At 61.5% G+C, this 22,442-nt stretch carries 22 protein-coding genes; 9 read left to right on the forward strand and 13 right to left on the reverse strand.

Annotated elements, in window-relative coordinates; genetic code table 11:
* Positions 1 to 223 precede the first annotated feature (223 nt).
* From TU73_RS14815 to lnt, 4 genes are read left to right on the forward strand one after another with little or no spacing between them, the layout of a single operon-like run.
* Positions 224 to 1,228, forward strand: coding sequence for a PhoH family protein (locus TU73_RS14815; protein ID WP_043047963.1), 1,005 nt, complete (start codon positions 224 to 226; stop codon positions 1,226 to 1,228).
* The gene (ybeY, locus tag TU73_RS14820) at positions 1,221 to 1,679 is read left to right on the forward strand and encodes an rRNA maturation RNase YbeY (protein ID WP_057012859.1); all 459 of its coding nucleotides are present in this window, start codon (positions 1,221 to 1,223) and stop codon (positions 1,677 to 1,679) included. The genes TU73_RS14815 and ybeY overlap by 8 nt, the downstream gene beginning before the upstream one ends.
* Before the next feature lie 42 nt (positions 1,680 to 1,721).
* A complete protein-coding gene (locus TU73_RS14825) occupies positions 1,722 to 2,561 on the forward strand; it encodes a CorC family transporter (protein ID WP_048724626.1) in 840 nt (279 codons plus the stop codon).
* A gap of 8 nt (positions 2,562 to 2,569) precedes the next feature.
* Positions 2,570 to 4,093 carry an apolipoprotein N-acyltransferase gene (gene lnt / locus TU73_RS14830; RefSeq protein ID WP_057012860.1) on the forward strand — a complete coding sequence of 508 codons (1,524 nt, stop codon included), beginning with the start codon at positions 2,570 to 2,572 and terminating at the stop codon, positions 4,091 to 4,093.
* A gap of 111 nt (positions 4,094 to 4,204) precedes the next feature.
* Here lnt and TU73_RS14835 read toward each other — a convergent pair whose 3' ends face one another.
* Positions 4,205 to 4,966: a YdcF family protein gene (locus tag TU73_RS14835; RefSeq protein WP_057012861.1), complete on the reverse strand. Its 762-nt coding sequence runs from the start codon at positions 4,964 to 4,966 to the stop codon at positions 4,205 to 4,207.
* Between the two features lie 97 nt (positions 4,967 to 5,063).
* Complete coding sequence (locus tag TU73_RS14840) at positions 5,064 to 5,381, reverse strand: hypothetical protein (protein WP_057012862.1); 318 nt, start codon at positions 5,379 to 5,381, stop codon at positions 5,064 to 5,066.
* Positions 5,382 to 5,642: 261 nt separating this feature from the next.
* Here TU73_RS14840 and leuS point away from each other — a divergent pair, with 261 nt between their 5' ends.
* The 5 genes from leuS to TU73_RS14865 all read left to right on the forward strand — a co-directional run bounded on the left by leuS (position 5,643) and on the right by TU73_RS14865 (position 11,806).
* The gene (leuS, locus tag TU73_RS14845) at positions 5,643 to 8,249 is read left to right on the forward strand and encodes a leucine--tRNA ligase (RefSeq protein ID WP_057012863.1); all 2,607 of its coding nucleotides are present in this window, start codon (positions 5,643 to 5,645) and stop codon (positions 8,247 to 8,249) included.
* 89 nt (positions 8,250 to 8,338) lie between these two features.
* Entirely contained in the window at positions 8,339 to 8,944 is a 606-nt protein-coding gene (locus TU73_RS14850) for an LPS-assembly lipoprotein LptE (protein WP_057012864.1), read from the forward strand.
* A gap of 39 nt (positions 8,945 to 8,983) precedes the next feature.
* Positions 8,984 to 10,021: a DNA polymerase III subunit delta gene (holA, locus tag TU73_RS14855; protein ID WP_057012865.1), complete on the forward strand. Its 1,038-nt coding sequence runs from the start codon at positions 8,984 to 8,986 to the stop codon at positions 10,019 to 10,021.
* Between the two features lie 232 nt (positions 10,022 to 10,253).
* Positions 10,254 to 10,418: an alternative ribosome rescue factor ArfA gene (arfA, locus tag TU73_RS14860; protein WP_003176285.1), complete on the forward strand. Its 165-nt coding sequence runs from the start codon at positions 10,254 to 10,256 to the stop codon at positions 10,416 to 10,418.
* Between the two features lie 62 nt (positions 10,419 to 10,480).
* Positions 10,481 to 11,806 (forward strand): lytic murein transglycosylase, encoded by a 1,326-nt coding sequence (locus TU73_RS14865; RefSeq protein ID WP_057012866.1) that lies wholly within the window; start codon positions 10,481 to 10,483, stop codon positions 11,804 to 11,806.
* A gap of 106 nt (positions 11,807 to 11,912) precedes the next feature.
* Here TU73_RS14865 and TU73_RS14870 read toward each other — a convergent pair whose 3' ends face one another.
* From TU73_RS14870 to rsfS, 11 genes are all read right to left on the reverse strand, one after another.
* A complete protein-coding gene (locus TU73_RS14870) occupies positions 11,913 to 12,833 on the reverse strand; it encodes a S66 peptidase family protein (RefSeq protein WP_057012867.1) in 921 nt (306 codons plus the stop codon).
* A gap of 150 nt (positions 12,834 to 12,983) precedes the next feature.
* Positions 12,984 to 13,985: a lipoyl synthase gene (gene lipA / locus TU73_RS14875; RefSeq protein ID WP_162276339.1), complete on the reverse strand. Its 1,002-nt coding sequence runs from the start codon at positions 13,983 to 13,985 to the stop codon at positions 12,984 to 12,986.
* Between the two features lie 26 nt (positions 13,986 to 14,011).
* On the reverse strand, positions 14,012 to 14,659 hold the full coding sequence (lipB, locus tag TU73_RS14880) for a lipoyl(octanoyl) transferase LipB (RefSeq protein WP_057012869.1): 648 nt from the start codon (positions 14,657 to 14,659) through the stop codon (positions 14,012 to 14,014).
* Positions 14,659 to 14,940 carry a DUF493 domain-containing protein gene (locus TU73_RS14885; protein WP_057012870.1) on the reverse strand — a complete coding sequence of 94 codons (282 nt, stop codon included), beginning with the start codon at positions 14,938 to 14,940 and terminating at the stop codon, positions 14,659 to 14,661. Before TU73_RS14885 ends, lipB begins: the two co-directional genes overlap by 1 nt.
* Before the next feature lie 85 nt (positions 14,941 to 15,025).
* Positions 15,026 to 16,183 (reverse strand): D-alanyl-D-alanine carboxypeptidase family protein, encoded by a 1,158-nt coding sequence (locus TU73_RS14890; protein ID WP_057012871.1) that lies wholly within the window; start codon positions 16,181 to 16,183, stop codon positions 15,026 to 15,028.
* A 182-nt stretch (positions 16,184 to 16,365) separates the two neighbouring features.
* On the reverse strand, positions 16,366 to 17,370 hold the full coding sequence (locus TU73_RS14895) for a septal ring lytic transglycosylase RlpA family protein (protein ID WP_043047982.1): 1,005 nt from the start codon (positions 17,368 to 17,370) through the stop codon (positions 16,366 to 16,368).
* Positions 17,370 to 18,380: a lytic murein transglycosylase B gene (mltB, locus tag TU73_RS14900; RefSeq protein WP_043047984.1), complete on the reverse strand. Its 1,011-nt coding sequence runs from the start codon at positions 18,378 to 18,380 to the stop codon at positions 17,370 to 17,372. The genes TU73_RS14895 and mltB overlap by 1 nt, the downstream gene beginning before the upstream one ends.
* A gap of 17 nt (positions 18,381 to 18,397) precedes the next feature.
* Positions 18,398 to 19,501, reverse strand: a complete 1,104-nt coding sequence (gene rodA, locus TU73_RS14905) for a rod shape-determining protein RodA (protein ID WP_043047986.1) — start codon at positions 19,499 to 19,501, stop codon at positions 18,398 to 18,400.
* Positions 19,502 to 19,532: 31 nt separating this feature from the next.
* Entirely contained in the window at positions 19,533 to 21,431 is a 1,899-nt protein-coding gene (gene mrdA, locus TU73_RS14910) for a penicillin-binding protein 2 (RefSeq protein ID WP_057012872.1), read from the reverse strand.
* Positions 21,432 to 21,446: 15 nt separating this feature from the next.
* On the reverse strand, positions 21,447 to 21,914 hold the full coding sequence (gene rlmH / locus TU73_RS14915; protein ID WP_003176297.1) for a 23S rRNA (pseudouridine(1915)-N(3))-methyltransferase RlmH: 468 nt from the start codon (positions 21,912 to 21,914) through the stop codon (positions 21,447 to 21,449).
* 9 nt (positions 21,915 to 21,923) lie between these two features.
* Entirely contained in the window at positions 21,924 to 22,418 is a 495-nt protein-coding gene (rsfS, locus tag TU73_RS14920; RefSeq protein WP_003176298.1) for a ribosome silencing factor, read from the reverse strand.
* Positions 22,419 to 22,442: the final 24 nt, after the last annotated feature.

Below are 22,442 nucleotides of genomic sequence, written 5' to 3' on the forward strand. Positions count from 1 at the left end.
GACCGGATGAAGATCAAAATGTGGGAGCTGGCTTGCCTGCGATAGCGATGTATCAGTGCCCAATGGGCCAACTGACCCACCGCTATCGCAGGCAAGCCAGCTGCCACAGGGGTTCTTCAGGGTTAGCGAGAGTGGGGCCAAGCTATTTAAGTGCTTTCGCACACCGGCGCCTGGCGTTATTCTCTCTCTCACCTCATCAGCCAAAGGGCGGCTAAAAGCAACCTTGAACGCACCCATAGCAGAACCCCATCGTTTTCTCCTCGAACCTTTTGAGGCTCGCCGTTTCGCCAACCTGTGCGGACAGTTCGACGAGCACCTGCGCCTGATCGAACAACGCCTGAGCATCGAGATCCGCAACCGCGGCAACCAGTTCGAGCTCATTGGTGAACCCCAACACACCACGTCTGCAGAAAACCTGCTGCGTCGCCTCTACCGCGAGACCAAGGGCAGTGAGCTGTCGCCGGAAACGGTGCACCTGTACCTGCAGGAGTCCGCCGTGGAAGACCTGGCCAACAACCCGGTGGCCGAAGCCAGCGTGGCCCTGCGTACCAAAAAAGGCATGATTCGCCCACGCGGCTTGAATCAGCAGAAGTACGTCAAGGAAATCCTCGGCAACGACATCAACTTCGGCATCGGCCCAGCCGGTACCGGCAAGACCTACCTGGCCGTGGCCTGTGCGGTCGATGCCCTGGAGCGCGAGCAGGTGCGACGCATCCTGCTGGTGCGCCCGGCGGTCGAGGCCGGCGAAAAGCTTGGCTTCCTGCCCGGCGACCTGGCCCAGAAAATCGACCCTTACCTGCGCCCGCTCTACGACGCACTCTACGAGATGCTCGGCTTTGAATACGTCGCCAAGCTGATCGAGCGCCAGGTTATCGAGATCGCTCCGCTGGCCTACATGCGTGGCCGTACGCTGAACAACAGCTTCATCATCCTCGACGAAAGCCAGAACACCACGGTCGAGCAGATGAAGATGTTCCTCACCCGCATCGGTTTCGGTTCCACCGCCGTGATCACTGGTGACGTTACCCAGGTCGACCTGCCCAAGGGCACAAAATCCGGGCTGGCGCAGGTGATCGAGGTGCTCAAGGACGTGCCGGGCATCAGCTTTACGCACTTCATGCCCAAGGACGTGGTGCGCCATCCGCTGGTACAGCGCATTGTCGAGGCCTATGAGCGCTTCGACCACAAGGACGACGCTCCGGCCAAGGACGTTCACCGCGATGCTTGAGCTCGACCTGCAGCTGGCCACCGAAGCGCCCGCCCCCAGCGAAGCCCAGTTCCGCGAGTGGTGCGCCCTGGCCCTGCGCCAGCGCAGCGCCGACTCGGAACTGACCATCCGCCTGGTGGACGAGCCCGAAGGCCGCGAGCTGAACCATACCTGGCGCCAGAAAGACTACGCGACCAACGTGCTGTCCTTCCCTGCCGACGTGCCCGACGAGCTGCTGGATATCCCGTTGCTGGGCGACCTGGTGATCTGCGTCGAAGTGGTCGAGCGCGAGGCGAAGGAACAAGGCAAGGAACTTGAGGCCCATTGGGCCCATCTAGTCATCCACGGCTGCTTGCATCTCTTGGGCTACGACCATATAGACGATGACGAAGCCTGGGAAATGGAAGCACTGGAACGAACGTTGCTTGCCGAACTGGGTCATCGCGACCCGTACGCAGACGACGAAAGCTGATCAACACTCAACTGTCATATCAAAGGATTTAGAGTAATCGCTATGAGCGAAGACCGATCGAGCAATGGGCAGAAGTCATGGCTGGGTAAACTGACCCAGGCTTTTGCCCACGAGCCGAAGAACCGCCAGGAGCTGCTGGAGCTGCTGCGCGAGGCCCACCAGAACAAGTTGCTGGACAGCGAAGCGCTGGCCATCGTCGAAGGCGCCATCCAGGTGGCTGACCTGCAAGTACGGGACATCATGGTCCCGCGTTCGCAGATGATCAGCATCAAGGCGACCCAGACCCCACGGGAATTCCTCCCGGCCGTGATCGACTCGGCGCACTCGCGCTACCCGGTGATCGGTGAAAGCCATGACGACGTCATGGGTGTCCTGTTGGCCAAGGACCTGCTGCCGCTGATCCTCAAGGAAAACGGCGACAGCTTCAACATCAAGGACCTGCTGCGTCCAGCCACCTTCGTGCCTGAATCCAAGCGCCTGAATGTGCTGCTGCGCGAATTCCGTGCCAACCACAATCACATGGCCATTGTGATCGACGAATACGGCGGCGTGGCGGGCCTGGTGACCATCGAGGACGTACTGGAACAGATCGTCGGCGACATCGAAGACGAGCACGACGTCGAAGAAGACAGCTACATCAAGCCGCTGCCCAGCGGTGACTTCCTGGTCAAGGCGCTGACGCCGATCGAGAACTTCAACGAATTTTTCGACAGCGAATTCTCCGACGATGAGTTCGACACGGTCGGCGGCCTGGTGATGAGTGCGTTCGGGCATCTGCCCAAGCGTAACGAAACCACCGAGATTGGCGCCTATCGCTTCCGCATCCTGAATGCTGATAGCCGCCGTATCCACTTGATTCGCCTGACACCTATTACCCGCTAAGGAATGACATGCAGCGCCTGAACCGCCCCGGCTGGCCCGGTAACTTGCTGGCCGTGGTGGCCGGCGCCATCACTACCCTGGCGCTGGCGCCGTTCGATATCTGGCCGTTGGCGCTGGTAGCGGTCGGCCTGTTCTATATAGGCCTGCGGGAGCTGACACCCCGCCAGGCCCTGGGTCGTGGCTGGTGCTTCGGCTTCGGTCTGTTTGGCGCCGGTACCAGCTGGATCTACTACAGCATCCACCATTTCGGCGGCGCTTCGGTGCTGCTGGCGGGGTTCCTGATGCTGCTGTTCACCGCCGCCATTGCCTGGTTCTTCGCCCTGCCCGCCTGGTTATGGGCGCGCTGGCTGCGCCGCAATGAGGCGCCATTGGCGGATGCACTGACCTTCGCGGCACTGTGGGTCGGCCAGGAGGCGTTTCGAGGCTGGTTCCTCACTGGCTTCCCTTGGCTGTACTCCGGCTACAGTCAACTCGACGGCCCGTTGACCGGCCTCGCGCCGTTGGGCGGGATGTGGCTGATTTCCTTCGCCCTGGCACTGACTGCCGCGCTGCTGTGCAACCTGCCGCGCCTGTTGGCGAGCAAGCGCAATGCCTTCATCGGCGCAGGCCTGGTGTTGCTGGTAGCCCCCTGGGCCATCGGCCTGGCCCTCAAGCATCACGCCTGGACCTCGCCTTCCGGCGCCCCGTTGAGCGTGGCCGCGATCCAGGGCAATGTCGAACAAAGCATGAAGTGGGACCCCGAGCAGCTCAATGCCCAACTGGCGCTGTACCGCGACATGAGCCTGAGCTCCAAGCGGGTCGACCTGCTGGTATGGCCGGAAACCGCAGTACCTGTACTCAAGGAGTCCGTCGAGGGTTACCTGGGCATGATGGGCAAGTTTGCCGCCGACCGGAATACTGCGTTGATCACCGGCGTGCCGATTCGCCAGGAAGTGCACCACCAGAAGCGCTACTACAATGGCATCACCGTAGTCGGTGAAGGCGACGGCACGTACCTGAAGCAAAAACTGGTGCCGTTTGGCGAGTACGTACCGCTGCAGGACATGCTGCGCGGGCTGATTGCCTTCTTCGACCTGCCGATGTCCGATTTCGCCCGCGGCCCATCCGACCAGGCCATGCTCCAGGCCAAGGGTTATCAGATTGCGCCGTTCATTTGCTATGAAGTGGTGTACCCGGAATTCGCTGCCGGCCTATCGGCCCAGAGCGACCTGCTGCTGACCATCAGCAACGACACCTGGTTCGGGCGCTCCATCGGCCCGTTGCAGCATCTGCAAATGGCACAGATGCGTGCGCTGGAAGCGGGCCGCTGGATGATCCGCGCCACCAACAATGGCGTGACCGGGCTGATCAACCCGTTCGGGCAGATCACCGCACAGATCCCGCAATTCGAGCGTGGCATTCTCTATGGGGAGGTGGTGCCGATGCATAACCTCACGCCTTACCTGCAATGGCGCTCGTGGCCGTTGATTATTGTGTGTGTGCTGCTCTTTGGCTGGGCATTGCTGGCAGCTCGGATGGCCAAAACGGTCTGACCTGTGGGAGCTGGCTTGCCTGCGATAGCGGTGTATCAGTGCCCTAAGCGCTAACTGAGCCACCGCTATCGCAGGCAAGCCAGCTCCCACATTTGATCTCCTGTGTTGCACCTATCGGTAGAACAACCGATACCCCACCTGCCCCACCGCTTCATTGATCAACTGCCCGCTTTGCCACACCGCCTTGACCTCCGGCATCCAGCCACCCAGCGGTCGGCCATGGTCCACACCCAAAAAGCCCACCGGCCCTGGCACCACGGTGAAGCCGGCCTTCTCGAAACTCCACACCGAACGCGGCATGTGCCAGGCCTGGGTCACTACCACTACACGCTTGATGCCTTGAGGCAACAGCATCTCGGCGCTCATCTGGGCGTTTTCCCAGGTGGTGCGGCTGCGCTCTTCTTTCCAGCGCACGGTGACACCGAAGTCATCCTGCATCGACACGGCCATCAACTCGGCCTCACTGGGCGGCGTACCGTAATGCAAACCGCCACTGGTCAGCACTGGCAACCCGGACGCTTTCGCCAATCGTGCGGCATAACGCTCACGCTCCAGGCCAATACCGGTGGGCTGGTCGCTGCCCCAGGCAATGTCCCCACGCTCGCGCCCCGAGCCCAGCACCACAATCGCATCGGCCCGCTGGGCCAGACTGGCCCAGTCTTCCCGGACCAAAGGCGGCTCTGTCTCCAGGGCACGAGCGCCCCATTGCACCATCACCGGCAGGCTGATCAACCACATCCCGCCCAATCCCAGGGCAAAGCACACTCCAGCCAGGCGCGGGCGACTGCGACGAAACCACCAGGCAAGAGCCAGCAACAGCAGGAAAATACCGGGCGGCAACAACAATTGCTTAATGAAATAACGAAAAGGCATCGGGCATCTCCAAAGATGCCCGAAGCCTAGATGCAACAGGGTTGAGCGACAATCTTTACCAGCCTGTTTCGAGAAAATTAACGGATAGCACTGTGTTTCACTTACACCGTACGGACCGGGATTTTTCCGGGTCGCGACCGGCCGCCAGATCCTTCAGCCAGACAACCTTGGCCGAACGAGGAGGCTCTTGGGCTGGCGGGGAGGCCTGCCCATGAGAGGCGCGGTGGTGATTCAACTCCAGGTAGTTCTTGATCAGTTCAAGCTCCGCCTGGCTCAAGCCTCGCAACTCCAGCTCCAGAGGCCGCTCATCACGCAATCGGCCTGCGGTTCTTGCGGCATCCAATGCCCGACCCAAACGGTCGATCAGTCCCTCATACAACTGCGGTTTCGTTAAAGTTCGCTGCGATTCAACCATCCCCTCACCTCATTGAAGAAATACTTGCTCCCCACTAAACAGCGTAGCCCCCGTTGCTGCGCCTGCCCGCTGCCGCGACAGACGGCCCTTGCCGCGCAATCAGGGTTTCCCTCGATAGAGTGGGGTCATGTATGCTACGGCGCTTCCTGTAACTCCACTTCCCGCAGGGTTTGGGCACGGACGCGCCGCTTCTTGGTGTCGAACAACCCGGACAGTGCACCGAAGAGGATTAGGCCACCCCTATCCAGTTCAAAAGTAGCCATGCACGAACAATATCAGCCCCGTGAAATAGAAAATGCCGCCCAAACGTTCTGGGACGAGCAGAAGTCCTTTGAAGTCAGTGAACAGCCAGGCAAGGAGACTTACTACTGCCTGTCGATGTTCCCTTACCCCAGCGGCAAGCTACACATGGGGCACGTGCGTAACTACACCATCGGCGACGTGATTTCCCGCTACCAGCGCATGCTCGGCAAGAATGTCCTGCAACCCATGGGTTGGGACGCCTTCGGCATGCCGGCGGAAAACGCCGCGATGAAAAACAACGTGGCTCCCGCCAAGTGGACCTACGAAAACATCGCCTACATGAAGACCCAGCTGCGCAGCCTGGGCCTGGCGGTGGACTGGTCCCGCGAAGTGACCACCTGCAAGCCGGACTACTACCGCTGGGAACAATGGCTGTTCACTCGCCTGTTCGAAAAAGGCGTGATCTACAAAAAGAGCGGCACCGTGAACTGGGATCCGATCGACCAGACCGTACTGGCCAACGAGCAGGTCATCGACGGTCGCGGCTGGCGCTCCGGCGCGCTGATCGAAAAGCGCGAAATCCCGATGTACTACTTCAAGATCACCGCCTACGCCGATGAACTCTTGTCAAGCCTCGATGACTTGCCGGGCTGGCCTGAACAGGTCAAGACCATGCAACGCAACTGGATCGGCAAATCCAAGGGCATGGAAGTACAGTTCCCGTACAACGTCGATTCCATCGGCGAAGCCGGTGCACTCAAGGTGTTCACCACCCGTCCGGATACCCTGATGGGCGCGACCTACGTCGCCGTGGCCGCCGAACACCCGCTGGCCACCCAGGCTGCACAGAACAACCCCGAGCTGCAGGCGTTCATCGCCGAATGCAAAGGCGGCAGCGTGGCCGAAGCCGACGTCGCCACCCAGGAGAAGAAAGGCCTGCCGACCGGATTGTTCGTCGAGCACCCGCTGACGGGCGACAAACTGCCGGTATGGGTCGCCAACTACGTGCTGATGCACTACGGCGACGGCGCGGTAATGGCGGTGCCGGCCCATGACGAGCGCGACTTCGAATTTGCCACCAAGTACAACCTGCCGATCAAGTCCGTGGTGCGCACCAGCTCGGGCGACACCAACCCGGCCCCCTGGCAGGACGCCTACGGCGAGCACGGCACGCTGATCAATTCCGGCGAGTTCGACGGCCTGGACTTTCAGGGCGCCTTCGACGCTATCGAAGTTGCGCTGATCAAGAAGAACCTCGGCGCCTCGCGCACCCAGTTCCGCCTGCGCGACTGGGGCATCAGCCGCCAGCGCTACTGGGGCTGCCCGATCCCGATCATCCACTGTGAGACCTGCGGTGACGTGCCGGTGCCGGAAGACCAACTGCCGGTCGTGCTGCCTGAAGACGTGGTGCCGGATGGCGCTGGCTCGCCGCTGGCGCGCATGCCGCAGTTCTACGAGTGCAGCTGCCCGAAATGCGGCGCACCGGCCAAGCGTGAAACCGACACCATGGACACCTTCGTCGAGTCCTCGTGGTACTACGCCCGCTACGCCTCGCCGCACTATGAAGGCGGCCTGGTGGAGAAATCCGCAGCCGACCATTGGTTGCCGGTGGACCAGTACATCGGTGGCATCGAACACGCCATTCTCCACCTGCTGTACGCGCGTTTCTTCCACAAGCTGATGCGTGACGAAGGCCTGGTGAGCTCCGATGAGCCGTTCAAGAACCTGCTGACCCAGGGCATGGTGATCGCCGACACTTACTATCGCCGCGAAGCCAATGGCGCCTACACCTGGTTCAACCCGGCGGATGTCGAGCTTGAGCGTGACAGCAAGGCCAAGGTCATCAGCGCCAAGTTGAAAGCCGACGGCCTGCCGGTGGAGATCGGTGGCACCGAGAAGATGGCCAAGTCGAAGAACAACGGCGTTGACCCGCAGTCGATGATCGACCAGTTCGGCGCCGACACCTGCCGCCTGTTCATGATGTTCGCCTCGCCGCCTGACATGAGCGCCGAATGGTCCGACTCCGGGGTCGAAGGCTCGCACCGTTTCCTCAAGCGCGTCTGGCGCCTGGCCCATGCCCATGTCAGCCAGGGCTTGCCGGGCAAGCTGGACGTCGCAGCCTTGAACGACGAGCAAAAAGCCATTCGCCGCAGCACGCACCTGGCCATTCGCCAGGCCAGCCAGGACGTAGGGCAGAACCACAAGTTCAACACCGCCATCGCCCAGGTGATGACGCTGATGAACGTGCTGGAAAAAGCTCCTCAGGCTACAGAACTTGATCGCGCGCTGATCCAGGAAGGCCTGGAAACAGTTACTCTGTTGCTCGCGCCGATCACGCCGCACATCAGCCATGAACTGTGGAGCCGTCTGGGCCACAGCGGCGCCGTCATCGATGCCGCCTGGCCGGTGCAGGATGACAGCGCCCTGGTACAGGACACGCTGCAACTGGTCATCCAGGTCAACGGTAAACTGCGCGGCCAGATCGACATGCCGGCCAGCGCCAGTCGTGAGGACGTGGAAGCCGCCGCACGCATCAACGAAAACGTGCTGCGCTTTACCGAAGGCCTGACGATCCGCAAAGTGATCGTGGTGCCCGGCAAACTGGTCAACATCGTCGCCAGCTAAATCGGATCGGGCGCGGGGCTTGGGCCCTGCGCCGAACTAAACCTTTAGGGCCTCGATACGGCCCACATGGTTTCAAGGGGAGCAACAAAATGATCAAACGCAATCTGCTGGTTATGGGCCTTGCCGTGCTGTTGAGCGCTTGCGGCTTCCAGCTGCGTGGCACCGGTACCAATGAGTTGTCGCTCAAGGAACTCGACGTCAGCGCCCGCAACGCCTATGGCGAGACCGTGACCCAACTGCGCCAGACCCTGGAAAACAGCGGCGTGCGCGTATACAACGGCGCGACCTACAAACTGATCCTGACGGATGAGAAAGAAACCCAGCGCAATATCAGCTACGCCAGTGCCGGCCGTGCGTCCGATGTCGAGTTGAACACTGCGCTCTACTTCGAAGTGCAAGGCCGCGATAACTTACCGCTGATGGGTGACAAGATCCAGGTGCAGAAGGTTGTCAGCCACGACGGCAACAACCTGGTGGGTTCAGACTCCGAGACCCTCCAGGTGCGCAAGGAAATGCGTCGTGAGCTGATCCAGCGCATGATGACTCGCCTGCAAATGCTGACCCCGGAAAAACTCGCCGCCCTGCAGCAAACCGCCGACAACAAGGCCAAGGCTGACGCCGATGCCCTGAAAGCCGCGCAAGAGTATGAAGACAACACGCCGAAACAATCGCCTGTTGAAGTCCCTGTCGAGTAAGCCAGGCGGGGCGCCCCTGGCGCCCCGTTCGACCCGCCTATGAAACTTGCCCCCGCCCAACTCGCCAAGCACCTGCAAGGTGGCCTCGCGCCTGTTTATATTGTCAGCGGCGATGACCCGCTGCTGTGCCAGGAAGCGGCCGACGCGATCCGCACCGCCGCACGCCAGCAAGGCTTCGACGAACGCCAAGTCTTCAGCGCCGACGCCAGTTTCGACTGGGGTACATTGCTGCAGGCCGGCGCCAGCATGTCGTTGTTTGCCGAAAAGCGCCTGCTGGAACTGCGCCTGCCCTCGGGCAAGCCGGGCGACAAAGGTGCGGCGGCGTTGATGGAATACTGCTCGCGCCCTGCCGAAGACACGATCTTGCTGGTCAGCCTGCCCAAGCTTGACGGCAGCGCGCAGAAAACCAAGTGGGGCAAAGCGTTGGTAGAAGGCCCACAGACCCAGTTCATCCAGATCTGGCCAGTGGACAGCAACCAGTTGCCACAGTGGATTCGTCAGCGCTTGTCACAATCGGGGCTGGCAGCGACACAAGATGCCATAGAACTGATCGCCGCCCGGGTCGAGGGCAACCTGCTTGCCGCCGCCCAGGAGATCGAAAAGCTCAAGCTGATGGCCGAAGATGGGCAGATCACTGTCGAAACCGTACAAGGCGCAGTCGCTGACAGCGCTCGCTTTGATGTGTTCGGCCTGGTGGATGCGATCCTCAACGGCGAGCCCGCCCACGCCCTGCGCATGCTCGAAGGCCTGCGTGGCGAAGGGGTGGAACCGCCCGTGATTCTCTGGGCCCTGGCTCGGGAGTTGCGGGTACTGGCGAACATTGCCTTGCAATACGGCCAGGGCACACCGCTGGACAAATGTTTCAGCCAGGCCAGGCCTCCGGTGTGGGATAAGCGCAAACCGCTGATGAGCAAAGCCCTGCAACGGCACTCGGCGCAACGCTGGGCGCAACTGTTGCTCGAAGCCCAGCGCATCGACGCCCAGATCAAGGGCCAGGCCGCCGGCTCGCCGTGGATGAGCCTGAGCCGTCTGTCGCTGTTGATGGCCGGCCAGCGCCTGACGTTGCCTGCCGAATAACCACCTGTACCACACTACAAAACCCTGTGGGAGCTGGCTTGCCTGCGATAGCGGTGGGTCAACAGGCACATAGGGCACTGATGCACCGCCATCGCAGGCAAGCCAGCTCCCACATTGACTGTGCCCATTGTTTATTTGCGACATTTCCTACCTATCGACGGGCTTTACAGCCGGCCCACTTCGGCAGATGATTTGCACCGCTGCAGTCCACCCCCAAGCGAGAGAATCCATCATGAGCAAAAAGCCATCCAAGCATGGCCCCAACAAGGCCAAATCCATCATCGCCCAGCCCTTGTTCCGCAGCCGCCAGGAACGCGCCGGCAAGGGCAAAGGCAGCTACCGCCGCGAAGCCTTCCAGTCTAACAGCTGGGAGGCTTCTTACTTTCTGGCTGCCTGAAGGCAAGCGCCCCTCTGGCATGATAAGGTCTATACCTGATTTGTAACCCCCTGGACCTGTGCATGCCCTCTAGTCTTTCTCGTCGTTGGCACCTTCGCCAATTGATCGCTGCCTCCAGCCTCATTCTGCTCGTCGCCTGCGCGGAAAAACCTACCGCCGCGGATGCGCAACCCCTGCCCAAGCTCCAGACCGCACCGACCATCGCGCCAGCCGTCGTTGCCCCGCTGGCGGTGGACAATCTTGACATCCAACCGACCCAGACCTTCGCCGAATGGCAGGCGGGCTTTCGTGCGCAAGCCCTGCAGGCCGGGATCACAGCTGACGTCTTCGATAACGCCTTTGCCGGCGTCACGCCCGATATGGCGGTGATCCGCGCCGACCGTAGCCAGCCGGAGTTTTCCCGTCCGGTGTGGGAATACATCGATGGCGCCCTGTCGCCGCTGCGCGTGCGTAATGGCCAGGCGTTGCTGGTCAAGTACGCCGATATCCTGCAGCGCATCGAAGAGCGGTATGGCGTTGATCGCCAGGCACTGGTCTCGGTGTGGGGCATGGAAAGCAACTTTGGCCAGTTCCAAGGCAATAATTCGGTGATCCGCTCCTTGGCGACCCTCGCCTACGAAGGCCGTCGCCCGGCCTTTGCGCAGGCGCAGCTGCTGGCGGCATTGCAAATCATCCAGCATGGCGATATCCCGGCGGACCAGATGAAAGGCTCCTGGGCCGGCGCGATGGGCCAGACCCAGTTCATCCCGACTACCTACAACACCCATGCGGTGGATTTCGACGGTGATGGTCGCCGCGATATCTGGAACAGCCCGGGTGACGCCCTCGCTTCCACCGCGCACTACCTGCAAAGCTCCGGCTGGCAGAAAGGCCAGCCGTGGGGGGTTGAGGTGCAGCCACTGCCGTCGGGCTTCGACTACAGCCTGGCCGATGGGGGCGTACGCAAAACTGTTGCGCAATGGCTGCAACTGGGGATCCAACTGCCGCCCGGCGTGAGCCTGCCGGCCAATGTCGATCAGTTGTCCGCCGCGTTGCTGCTGCCGGCCGGCTACCGTGGCCCGGCGTTCCTGGTGCTGGATAACTTCCGTGCGATCCTCAAGTACAACAACTCGTCATCCTATGCGCTGGCGGTTGGCCTGCTGTCAGAGCGGTTTGCTGGCGGCGGGGTGATTCGGGGCAGTTGGCCAAAGGATGAACTGCCGCTGAGCCGTTCGCAGCGTATCGACCTGCAAACGGCGCTCAGCGCAAAGGGTTATGACGCCGGCAACCCGGACGGGATTATCGGCGCCAATACGCGCAAGGCGATTCGGGCGGCGCAGCAAGCGTTGGGCTGGCCGGCGGATGGATATCCGACGGTGAAGTTGCTCGAATCGCTGCAGGGTCAGTAAACCGCGACATCCGCCATCGCAGGCAAGCCAGCTCCCACACTTTGAATGCATTTCAAAATGTGGGAGGGGGCTTGCTCCCGATAGGCCCTGATAAACGACAACTAACTCAGGCCTTGAACACTACATCCTGCTCCAGCACCAGCTGCTGCTCCCCCGCATCCAGGCGCACCAAAGCGCCCATCGGCAACGTCAGGTTCGGATCGCAATGACCACTGCGCCAGCCTGCCAGCACTGGAATGCACAGCGGCTCGAAAGTCTGCTTCAGCAACCTCTCCAGCGCGACGTTATCCACACCCGCCACGTCACCTACCAGCACACCGGCAACCTGGGCCAGCTTGCCCGCCAGGCGCAGGTGAGTCAGCAGGCGGTCGATGCGATAAAGCGGCTCGTTGACGTCCTCGAAAAACAGGATGATGCCTTCGGCGTCTATTTCGTAAGGCGTGCCCATGACCGCCGCGATCATCGACAGGTTTCCGCCCAGCAAACGCCCACAGGCGATTCCAGGCTCGATGGTAGTCAATGGGTAGGCCGCAGGGTGCGCAAGCACGCTGCCGGCGCCCAGTTGGCCACGCAGCAGGCTGAACATTGAGGATTCGGTGGGTTGTTGCTTGCCGCCAAGCAGGTCGGCATTGAGCATAGGCCCGTGGAAGGTGACAAAACCGGCATAACGGTTGATCGCCAGGTGCAAGGCGGTAATGTCGCTGTAGCCCACAAATGGCTTGGGGTTGGCGCGCAGCAGGTCGAAGTCCAGCGCGTCGAGCAGCCGTGGAGTGCCGTAGCCGCCGCGCAGGCAGAGGATGGCATCGACTTCGGGGTTGGCGAAGGCGGCATGTACGTCGCGCAGGCGCACTGCATCGCTGCCGGCCAGGTAGCCGTCGCGTTCGTATACACCGGGATAAATGCGCAGGTCGTAGCCACGGGCACGCATCCATTGCCCGGCTTTTTCAACGTCCAGTGCAGCAGGGCCGGCGGGGGCGATCAGGGCGATGGTGCCTTCAGAACGAAGGGCTGGAACGGCTGGCGTCATCTATAACTCTCCCTAGTCAACGCGAAACTAAATGTGGGAGGGGGCTTGCCCCCGATGGCGGTGTGACAGTCAATTCATGAAGAACTGATACACAGCTATCGGGGGCAAGCCCCCTCCCACATTGGACTTGCGGTGTTGCAAAGGCCTCTATCAGGAAACCAGGCTCGCCTTGACCAGCTTGGCCTGTTCATCCGCGTGATACGAAGACCGCACCAACGGGCCGGACGCCACGTTCTTGAAGCCCATCTTGTAACCTTCCTCGGCGAACCAGGCGAAGGTGTCCGGGTGCACGAAACGCTGCACCGGCAAGTGGCTGCGGGACGGTTGCAGGTACTGGCCCAGGGTCAGCATGTCGATGTCGTGCTCGCGCATGCGCTTCATGACTTCGATCACTTCTTCATCGGTCTCGCCCAGGCCGAGCATCAAGCCGGACTTGGTCGGGATGTGCGGCATCATCTGCTTGAATTTCTGCAGCAGGGTCAGCGACCACTGGTAGTCCGAACCCGGACGCGCAGCCTTGTACAGACGCGGCACGGTTTCCAGGTTGTGGTTGAACACATCCGGTGGCTCGGCGGCGGTGATTTCCAGTGCGACGTCCATACGCCCACGGTAGTCCGGCACCAGGGTTTCGAGCATCACGTTCGGCGACAGCTTGCGGATCTCGCGGATGCAATCGGCAAAGTGCTGGGCACCGCCGTCACGCAGGTCGTCGCGGTCTACCGAGGTGATTACCACATACTTGAGTTTCAGGTCGGCGATGGCGATGGCCAGGCTTTGCGGCTCGTTGACGTCCAGAGGCTTCGGCCGGCCGTGGCCGACGTCGCAGAACGGGCAACGACGGGTGCAGATGTCACCCATGATCATGAAGGTGGCGGTGCCACCGGAGAAGCATTCGCCCAGGTTCGGGCAGGACGCTTCTTCGCACACGCTGTGCAGCTTGTGCTTGCGCAGCAGCGCCTTGATACGGTCGACTTCCGGCGACACCGGGATGCGCACGCGGATCCAGTCAGGTTTCTTCGGCAGTTCGGTGGTCGGGATGATCTTGACCGGGATGCGTGCAACCTTCTCGGCGCCGCGCAGCTTGACGCCGGCTTCCACCTTGGCACGCGGGGCCGGGGCCGGACGCTCGGTGATGTCCAGCGTCGGGATCATGGTTTGCACTGCATCAGTAGTCATAATCAGTCGATTCCGCCCGTGAGGGTCGTCTGCTCAGCATAGTCGAGGTGTCTGACGAGCTGCGCACGCAGCCGGGCACTAACCTCGGCAAATTTAATCGGTGTGGCGTGGTCACTCAGCTGTGTCATCGCCAACCCGGCGTAGCCGCACGGGTTGATGCGCTGGAACGGCGCCAGGTCCATGTCCACGTTCAGGGCCAGGCCATGAAAGGAACAACCATGGCGAATCCGCAAGCCCAGGGAGGCGATCTTCGCGCCATCCACATACACACCGGGGGCATCGGGCTTGGCTGCGGCGCTCACGCCATAACTGGCCAACAGCTCGATCAGGCAAGCCTCCATGCGGCTGACCAGGTCGCGCACGCCAAACCCCAGCTTGCGCACGTCCAGCAATAGATAAGCGACAAGCTGACCGGGCCCATGGTAAGTCACTTGACCCCCTCGGTCGACCTGCACCACCGGAATATCACCCGGAAGTAGCAGATGCTCTGCCTTGCCGGCCTGGCCCTGGGTGAATACCGGTGGGTGTTCCACCAGCCAGATTTCATCCGGGGCCGAGGTGCCGCGCTCGTTGGTAAAGCGTTGCATGGCGTGCCAGACCGGCTCGTAGGCCATCCGGCCGAGCTCGCGAAAGCCCAGGACTTCTGACATCACAGCACCATGTGCACGAAGCCGGTGGCCCGCAGTTCGCTGTTGATGTTGTAGAGCTGGTCCTGATCGGTGGCAACGATGTGCAACTGAATCGTGGTGTACTTGCCGGTGGAGCTCTGACGCTCGTCCACGCGGTTGTCGTTGATCGTCGCATGCTTCCTGACGATCTCGAGAATCCTGTCCTTGCGGCCCACGCCGGTATCGCTGATCACCTTGACGGGATAATCCGTCACCGGGAATTCAATCTTGGGCGCCTTTACTTCTACTTCTTTATCGGTCATGGCGTAACGGCCTCGTAAGCGGTAAGCCGTGGCGACGGGCAAAGCCCCGCGTCGGATCAATGCGGGGCTTTGCAGGTGCACACAATCAGTTGAACAAGCCGTAGAAGAATAGACGGATGCTATCCCATACGCGGCGCAAGATTCCACCTTCGTCGACCGCGTCCAGTGCGATCAGGTCGGCGCTGTGCACCACCTTGTCTTCCAGCTTGACTTCGACTTTACCGATCACGTCACCCTTGGCGATTGGCGCAACCAATTGCGGGTTCATGGTCATGCTGGCAGCAAGCTTTTTCAGCTGGCCCTTAGGCATGGTCAGGGTCAGGTCGTCGGCCAGGCCGGCCTTGACTTGGGAGGTCGCACCTTTCCAGACCGGCGCGGTCGCAAGCTCAGCACCCTTCTGGTAGAAGGTCTGGGTTTCGAAGAAGCGGAAGCCGTAGGTCAGCAGTTTCTGCGTCTCGGCCGCACGGGCCTGCTCGCTGTTGGTGCCGAATACCACGGCGATCAGGCGCTGGCCATCCCGTACGGCGGACGACACCATGCAGTAGCCGGCTTCGTCGGTATGGCCGGTTTTCAGGCCGTCGACGGTCTTGTCGCGCCACAGCAACAGGTTGCGGTTAGGCTGCTTGATGTTGTTCCAGAAGAATTCCTTCTGGGAGTAGATCGCGTAGTGCACCGGGTCAACGCGGATGATGGCGCGCGCCAGGATCGCCATGTCGTGAGCCGACGAATAGTGCTCTGGGTTCGGCAGGCCGGTCGGGTTCATGAAGTGGCTGTTGGTCATGCCCAGGTCGCCGGCTGTCTTGTTCATCATGTCGGCAAAGGCGTCTTCGCTGCCGGCGATGTGCTCGGCCAGGGCGACGCTGGCGTCGTTACCGGACTGGATGATGATGCCGTGCAGCAGGTCACTCACGGTGACTTGCGAACCCACCTTGATGAACATCCGCGAACCGCCGGTACGCCAGGCGTTTTCGCTGACGGTAACCGGGTCGTTTTCGCCGATCTGGCCGCGACGGATTTCAAGGGTCGCGATGTAGGCGGTCATCAGCTTGGTCAGGCTGGCAGGCGGCAGGCGCACGTCACCGCCGTTTTCGACCAGCACGTTGCCACTGGCGGCGTCCATGAGGACCCAGGACTTGGCGGCCAGTTGCGGGGAGGCCGGCACCATTTCAACCGCCCAGGCGGCCGGGGTGATGATCAGCGAGATAAGCAGGCACGTGCGTTTGGCTAAGGTGGTGATGTTCATCCGTCTCTCGAAATTGCTTATGGAAACTTGCCCTCGCGGGCAAAACTATTCAGACAGCCCGCTTCCAGGCTGTCACGTATTCGGTTGCCCGCTCACCCCTTGCCCCTGGGTTTTTATTGTTCACGAGCCAACAACCTGGGCTCGAGCGCGCATGCGCGCCTGAGCCATCAATCCATTACTGCTTATTCTGCGGTGACCACGCTGGGTTGCCCCAGGTTAGCCAGGCGGACGCTGTTCTGCACTTGGGCTACCTCGCTCGGCGAGCCGATCGGGCCCATGCGTACACGGTGCAAGGTTTGCTGGTTACGCACGATGGAGCTGATGAAGACTGGCGCGCTGACCATGCCGCTGAGCTTGGACCTTAACAGTTCTGCCGCATCCGGGTTGGCGAAAGCGCCGACCTGCAGGTACTGCCCGCCCACGGTAGAAGCGCCCGGCGCTGCATGGGGTACCACCACGGTATCCGGGGCATGCTGCGCTGGCGGCGGCGTCCACTGCTCGATCTTGCCGGTCGATGCCGTCACTTGCGGTTGCGGGGTCTGCGGTTCGTTGAGCATCAACGGCGCCGGTTTGCCGCGCTGGGCCCAGTATTGGGCCGGGTCGATACCTTCGACTTTAACCCGTGCGGTGCCGGTTTCGGCATAACCGAGTTTCTTGGCCGCAGCGTAGGACAAGTCGATGATCCGGTCCGAATAGAACGGCCCACGGTCATTGACGCGCAGGATCACCGTGCGGTTGTTGTCCAGGTTGGTCACGCGCACATAGCTGGGCAGCGGCAGGGTCTTGTGGGCCGCGCTCATGCCATACAGGTCATACACTTCGCCATTGGCGGTGTTCTGGCCATGGAACTTGGTGCCGTACCAGGACGCGGTGCCCGATTGCACGTAGGTCTTGGATTCCTGCAGCGGGAAGTAATTCTTGCCCAGCACGGTATAGGGGTTGGCCTTGTAGGGACCGGTGTGCAGGGTCGGCGTGGCATCCGGGATCTTCGACACGTCCACATCCCACCACGGCGCGCCGTCTTTGTGTGCGCGGTTGATGTCCAGGCCCGGCTGGGCGCGGACCACCGCACCGCCGGCCTTCTTGGCAGGCGCACGGTTAGGGCTGGTGGAGCAACTGGCGACCAGCAAGCACAACGCGGTGAACGCCACCAGCTTGAGCGGTTTTTTGAACGGCGATACCCGCATTACTTGTTGCCCCGTGCTTTGACCAGCTCGTCTGACAGCTGATGTACGGCCATGGCGTACATCACACTGCGGTTATAACGCGTGATTGCGTAGAAATTCTTCAGGCCCATCCAGTATTCCGGGCCGTTTGCGCCTTCCAGGCGGAATGCCGTCACCGGCATGTCATCGCGTGGCGCATTCTGACTCGACCAGCCCAGCGCTCGCAACTCCCCGACGGTCTTGACCGGCTCGATACCCTGGGTCAGGCCCTCATCGGCGCGCTCACCGCTGACATCGGCGCGAATCACCACCGGCTCACCGGCTACCCAGCCGTGGCGCTTGAAGTAGCTGGCTACGCTGCCAATGGCATCGTCGGGGTTGCTCCAGATGTTGATATGCCCGTCACCATCGAAATCCACCGCATAGGCGCGAAAGCTGCTCGGCATGAACTGCGGCAAGCCCATCGCACCAGCGTAGGAGCCCTTGAGGGTCAGCGGGTCGACCTGCTCTTCGCGGGCCAGCAACAGGAATTCACGCAGTTCTTTGCGGAAGAACTCGGCGCGGGGCGGGTAATCGAAGCCCAGGGTCGACAGGGCGTCGATCACCCGGTAACTGCCGGTATTGCGCCCGTAGAAGGTTTCAATGCCGATGATCGAGACGATGACCTGGGCCGGTACGCCGTATTCCTGCTCGGCGCGGGCCAGCACCGCCTCGTGCTGGCGCCAGAAGTCGACGCCACGGGCTACGCGGGCGTCGGTGAGGAACATCGGGCGATATTCCTTCCACTGCTTCACACGTTCGGCGGGACGGGAGATGGCGTCGAGAATCGCCTGTTTCTTCTGGGCTTCGCGGAACACGCCCATCAGTTGCTCACCGGCAAAACCGTAGTCGCGGGTCAACTCACCGACAAATTCGGCGACCTGGGGTGAACCATCGTAGTCACCGGCCTGCGCCTCTTGCGTTGCGCCCAGGAGCCCAATCAGGCCCACACAGGTCGCATGCCGAGTCGCCCAGCCGCGCATTACTTGCATTGACATCTTCACCTTATTCAAACCTGTGCGATCCATTTGCGATGCGTATGAATCGACATCAAAACCCCAAACGCTGACATCAATGTCACCAGCGAAGTTCCGCCGTAGCTAATGAATGGCAACGGCACCCCAACCACCGGCAGCAGGCCACTGACCATACCGATGTTGACGAAAACGTAAACAAAAAAAGTCATGGTCAGGCTACCGGCAAGCAATTTGCCGAACAGCGTCTGTGCCTGGGCAGTGATCACCAGGCCACGACCAATCAACAGCAGATAGATCAGCAACAATGCGCAAATGCCCACCAGGCCGAACTCTTCGCCCATCACCGCAATGATGAAGTCGGTGTGGCTCTCGGGCAAGAAGTCCAGGTGGGACTGGGTGCCCAGTAACCAGCCCTTACCAAATACTCCGCCGGAACCGATGGCCGCCTTGGACTGGATGATGTTCCAGCCGGTGCCCAACGGGTCGCTCTCCGGGTCAAGGAAAGTCAGGATCCGTTGTTTCTGGTAGTCGTGCATAAAGAAGAACCACATGGCCACGGCCACGGGGATGGCCGCAGCCAGCACGCTGAGAATCCAGCGCCAGCGCAAGCCGCCCATAAACAGCACGAATGCGCCGCCGGCGAGAATCAGCAACGAGGTGCCGAGGTCCGGCTGGCGCACGATAAGAATGAAAGGCACGCCGATCAGGATCAGGCTGATACCCACATGCTTGAGCTGTGGCGGCAAGGTGCGCTTGGACAGGTACCAGGCAATGGTGGCCGGCATCAGGATCTTCATGAATTCCGACGGCTGGAAGCGGATCACCCCCGGAATGTTGATCCAGCGCGTGGCGCCCATGGCGTTGTGGCCCATGACATCCACCACCACCAGCAGCAGCACGCCGGCGACATAACCCAGGGGCACCCAGCGTGCCATGAAGCGCGGCTCCAGCTGGGCGATCACCACCATCGACAACAGGCCCAGGCCGAACGAGGACGCTTGCTTGATCAGCAGGTCCCAGTTCTTGCCGCTGGCCGAATACAACACGAACAGGCTACCGGCCGCCAGGGTCAGCAGCAGGATCAGCAACGGCCCATCAATGTGCATGCGTTGCAGCAACGTCGCACGGCGACGCATCACGTCCTCGCTGGAGAGGATGCGGTCAAAATTACTCTTCACGGGCCGTAACCTCGGGGCTTGAAGGGGGGCCGCCATATTCGGGCTTGAGCTTGCCATCGTCAGCCAGCAGCCAGGCGTCCATAATCTGGCGCACCACAGGCGCGGCGACGCCGGAGCCGGACTCACCGTTCTCGACCATCACCGCCACCACGATCTTCGGGTCTTCGGCCGGGGCAAAGCCGACAAACAAGGCGTGGTCGCGGTGGCGCTCCTGAACCTTGGAGCGGTCATATTTCTCGCCCTGCTTGATCGCGACCACCTGGGCCGTACCACTTTTGCCGGCAATGCGGTATTGCGCGCCGGCCGCCGCCTTGCGTGCGGTGCCACGGGCGCCGTGCATCACTTGCTGCATGCCATGGTTAACCTTGGCCCAGTCGGACGGGTCGCGCAGCACAATGTCGGGAATCGGGTTTTCATCCACTGGCTTTTCGCCTTCGATGGTCTTGGCCAGGTGCGGACGGTTCCAGATGCCCTTGTTCGCCACCAGTGCCGTGGCCTGGGCCAGTTGCAGCGGCGTGGCCTGCATATAGCCCTGGCCGATCCCGAGGATCAGGGTTTCACCCGGGAACCATGCCTGGCGGCGGGTCGCACGCTTCCACTCACGCGACGGCATCAGGCCGGGAGATTCTTCGAACATGTCCAGGGAGACTTTCTGACCGAGGCCGAACTTGCCCATGTAGGCAGACAGGCGATCAATCCCCAGCTTATGGGCCAGGTCGTAGAAGTAGGTGTCGTTGGAGCGCATGATCGCGGTGTCCAGGTCGACATAGCCGTCACCGGAGCGGTTCCAGTTGCGGTATTTATGGTCGTAATTGGGCAGCATGTAGTAGCCGGGGTCATAGACGCGGCTGGAGGCCGTGACCACGCCGGAGTCCAGGCCGGCAATGGCTACCGCGGGCTTGATGGTCGAACCCGGCGGATACAGGCCGCGCAGCACCCGGTTGAACAGCGGCCGGTCGATGGAATCGCGCAGCTCGGCATAGGCCTTGAAACTGATCCCGGTGACGAACAGGTTAGGGTCGAAACTCGGCTGGCTGACCATCGCCAGCACTTCGCCGGTCTTCGGGTCCAGGGCCACGACCGCACCACGCCGGCCACCCAGGGCCATCTCGGCCGCTTCCTGCAGCTTGATGTCCAGGCTCAGCACGATGTCCTTGCCCGGGATCGGGTCGGTACGCTTGAGCACGCGCAATACACGGCCGCGGGCATTGGTCTCGACTTCTTCGTAACCCACCTGGCCGTGCAATTCTGGCTCGTAAAAACGCTCGATGCCGGTCTTGCCGATATGATGAGTGCCGCTGTAATTGACCGGATCGAGGGTTTTCAGCTCTTTCTCGTTGATCCGCCCCATGTAGCCGACCGAGTGGGCAAAGTGCGCCCCTTGCGGATAGTGGCGCACCAACTGCGCCACCACTTCCACACCTGGCAGGCGGAACTGGTTCACCGCAATGCGGGCGATCTGCTCTTCGGTCAGCTCGAACAGGATCGGCACCGGCTCGAACGGCCGGCGCCCCTGCTTCATGCGTTTCTCGAAGATCACCCGGTCTTCCGGCGTCAGTTGCAGTACCTCGACGATCACATCGAGCACCTGCTGCCAGTCGCCGGAACGCTCGCGGGTCATGCTCAGGCTGAAGCTGGGGCGGTTATCCGCGACCACCACGCCATTGCGGTCGAAGATCAGCCCCCGGGTCGGTGGAATCGGCTGCACATGCACCCGGTTGTTTTCCGACAGCGTGGAGTGATAGTCGTACTGGACCACTTGGAGGAAATACAGCCGCGCAATCAGCACGCCCATCAACGCCACCACGAGGATGGCACCGAACACGACCCGCGCGCGTACCAGACGTGCGTCTTTCTCGTGGTCCTTGATGCGGATCGGCTGGGTCATCGGGGGCGGCGCAGACTATTTGTGGTAAGGGTGCCCGGACAGGACTGTCCAGGCGCGATACAGCTGTTCACCGATCAGGATCCTTACCAACGGGTGCGGCAATGTCAGGGCCGACAGCGACCAACGCTGATCAGCGCGTGCGCAGACTTCCGGCGCCAGCCCTTCCGGGCCACCCACCATGAAATTGACCGTGCGCGAATCCAGGCGCCAGCGGTCCAATTCCACCGCCAACTGCTCGGTACTCCAAGGCTTGCCGTGCACCTCGAGGGTGACGATGCGCTCGTTGGGGCCAACCTTGGCCAGCATGGCTTCGCCTTCCTGACGGATAAAGCGCGCCACGTCGGCGTTCTTGCCCCGGGTATTGAGCGGTATTTCCACCAGCTCAAGCGACAGCTCGGCGGGCAGACGCTTGGCATACTCGTGCCAGCCTTCTTCCACCCACTTGGGCATGCGTGAACCGACAGCGATCAGACGCAGGCGCACAGCCGTTCCTTATTCCTGGTCTTTGTTGAGCTTGTCGAAGTGCGCGTGGCCCACTTCCGGGCTGTGGTGCTTGCCATCGGCGGCACGGCTCTGCTCAGCGCCTTTCCACAGACGTTCCAGATCGTAGAACTGGCGGGCGTTGGAGGTCATCATGTGAACGATCACGTCGTCCATGTCCAGCAGCACCCAGTCGCTGTCGCCCTTGCCTTCTTCACCCAGTGGCTTGACGCCCTGGGCTTTGACGGCTTCGCGAACCTTGTCCAGCATCGCGCCGATCTGGCGGTTGGACGTACCGGTGGCGATGATCATGAAGTCGGTGATGCTTTGCTTGTCGCGTACGTCGAGCACCTGGATGTCCTGGGCTTTAACGTCTTCCAGGGCGGCCACGGCGACTTTCACCAGCTCTTCGCCAGCCAGTTCCGGGCCAACATGGGCTTCAACCGGCAGCGGCGCGCTTTTGAAGGTGCCTTTGCGCTTAACTTTGCTTACGTCTTTGTTCGTCATATAAAACTCGTTTTGCTCGTATGT

The organism is Pseudomonas libanensis (genome assembly GCF_001439685.1).
Classification (GTDB): Bacteria; Pseudomonadota; Gammaproteobacteria; order Pseudomonadales; family Pseudomonadaceae; genus Aquipseudomonas; species Aquipseudomonas libanensis.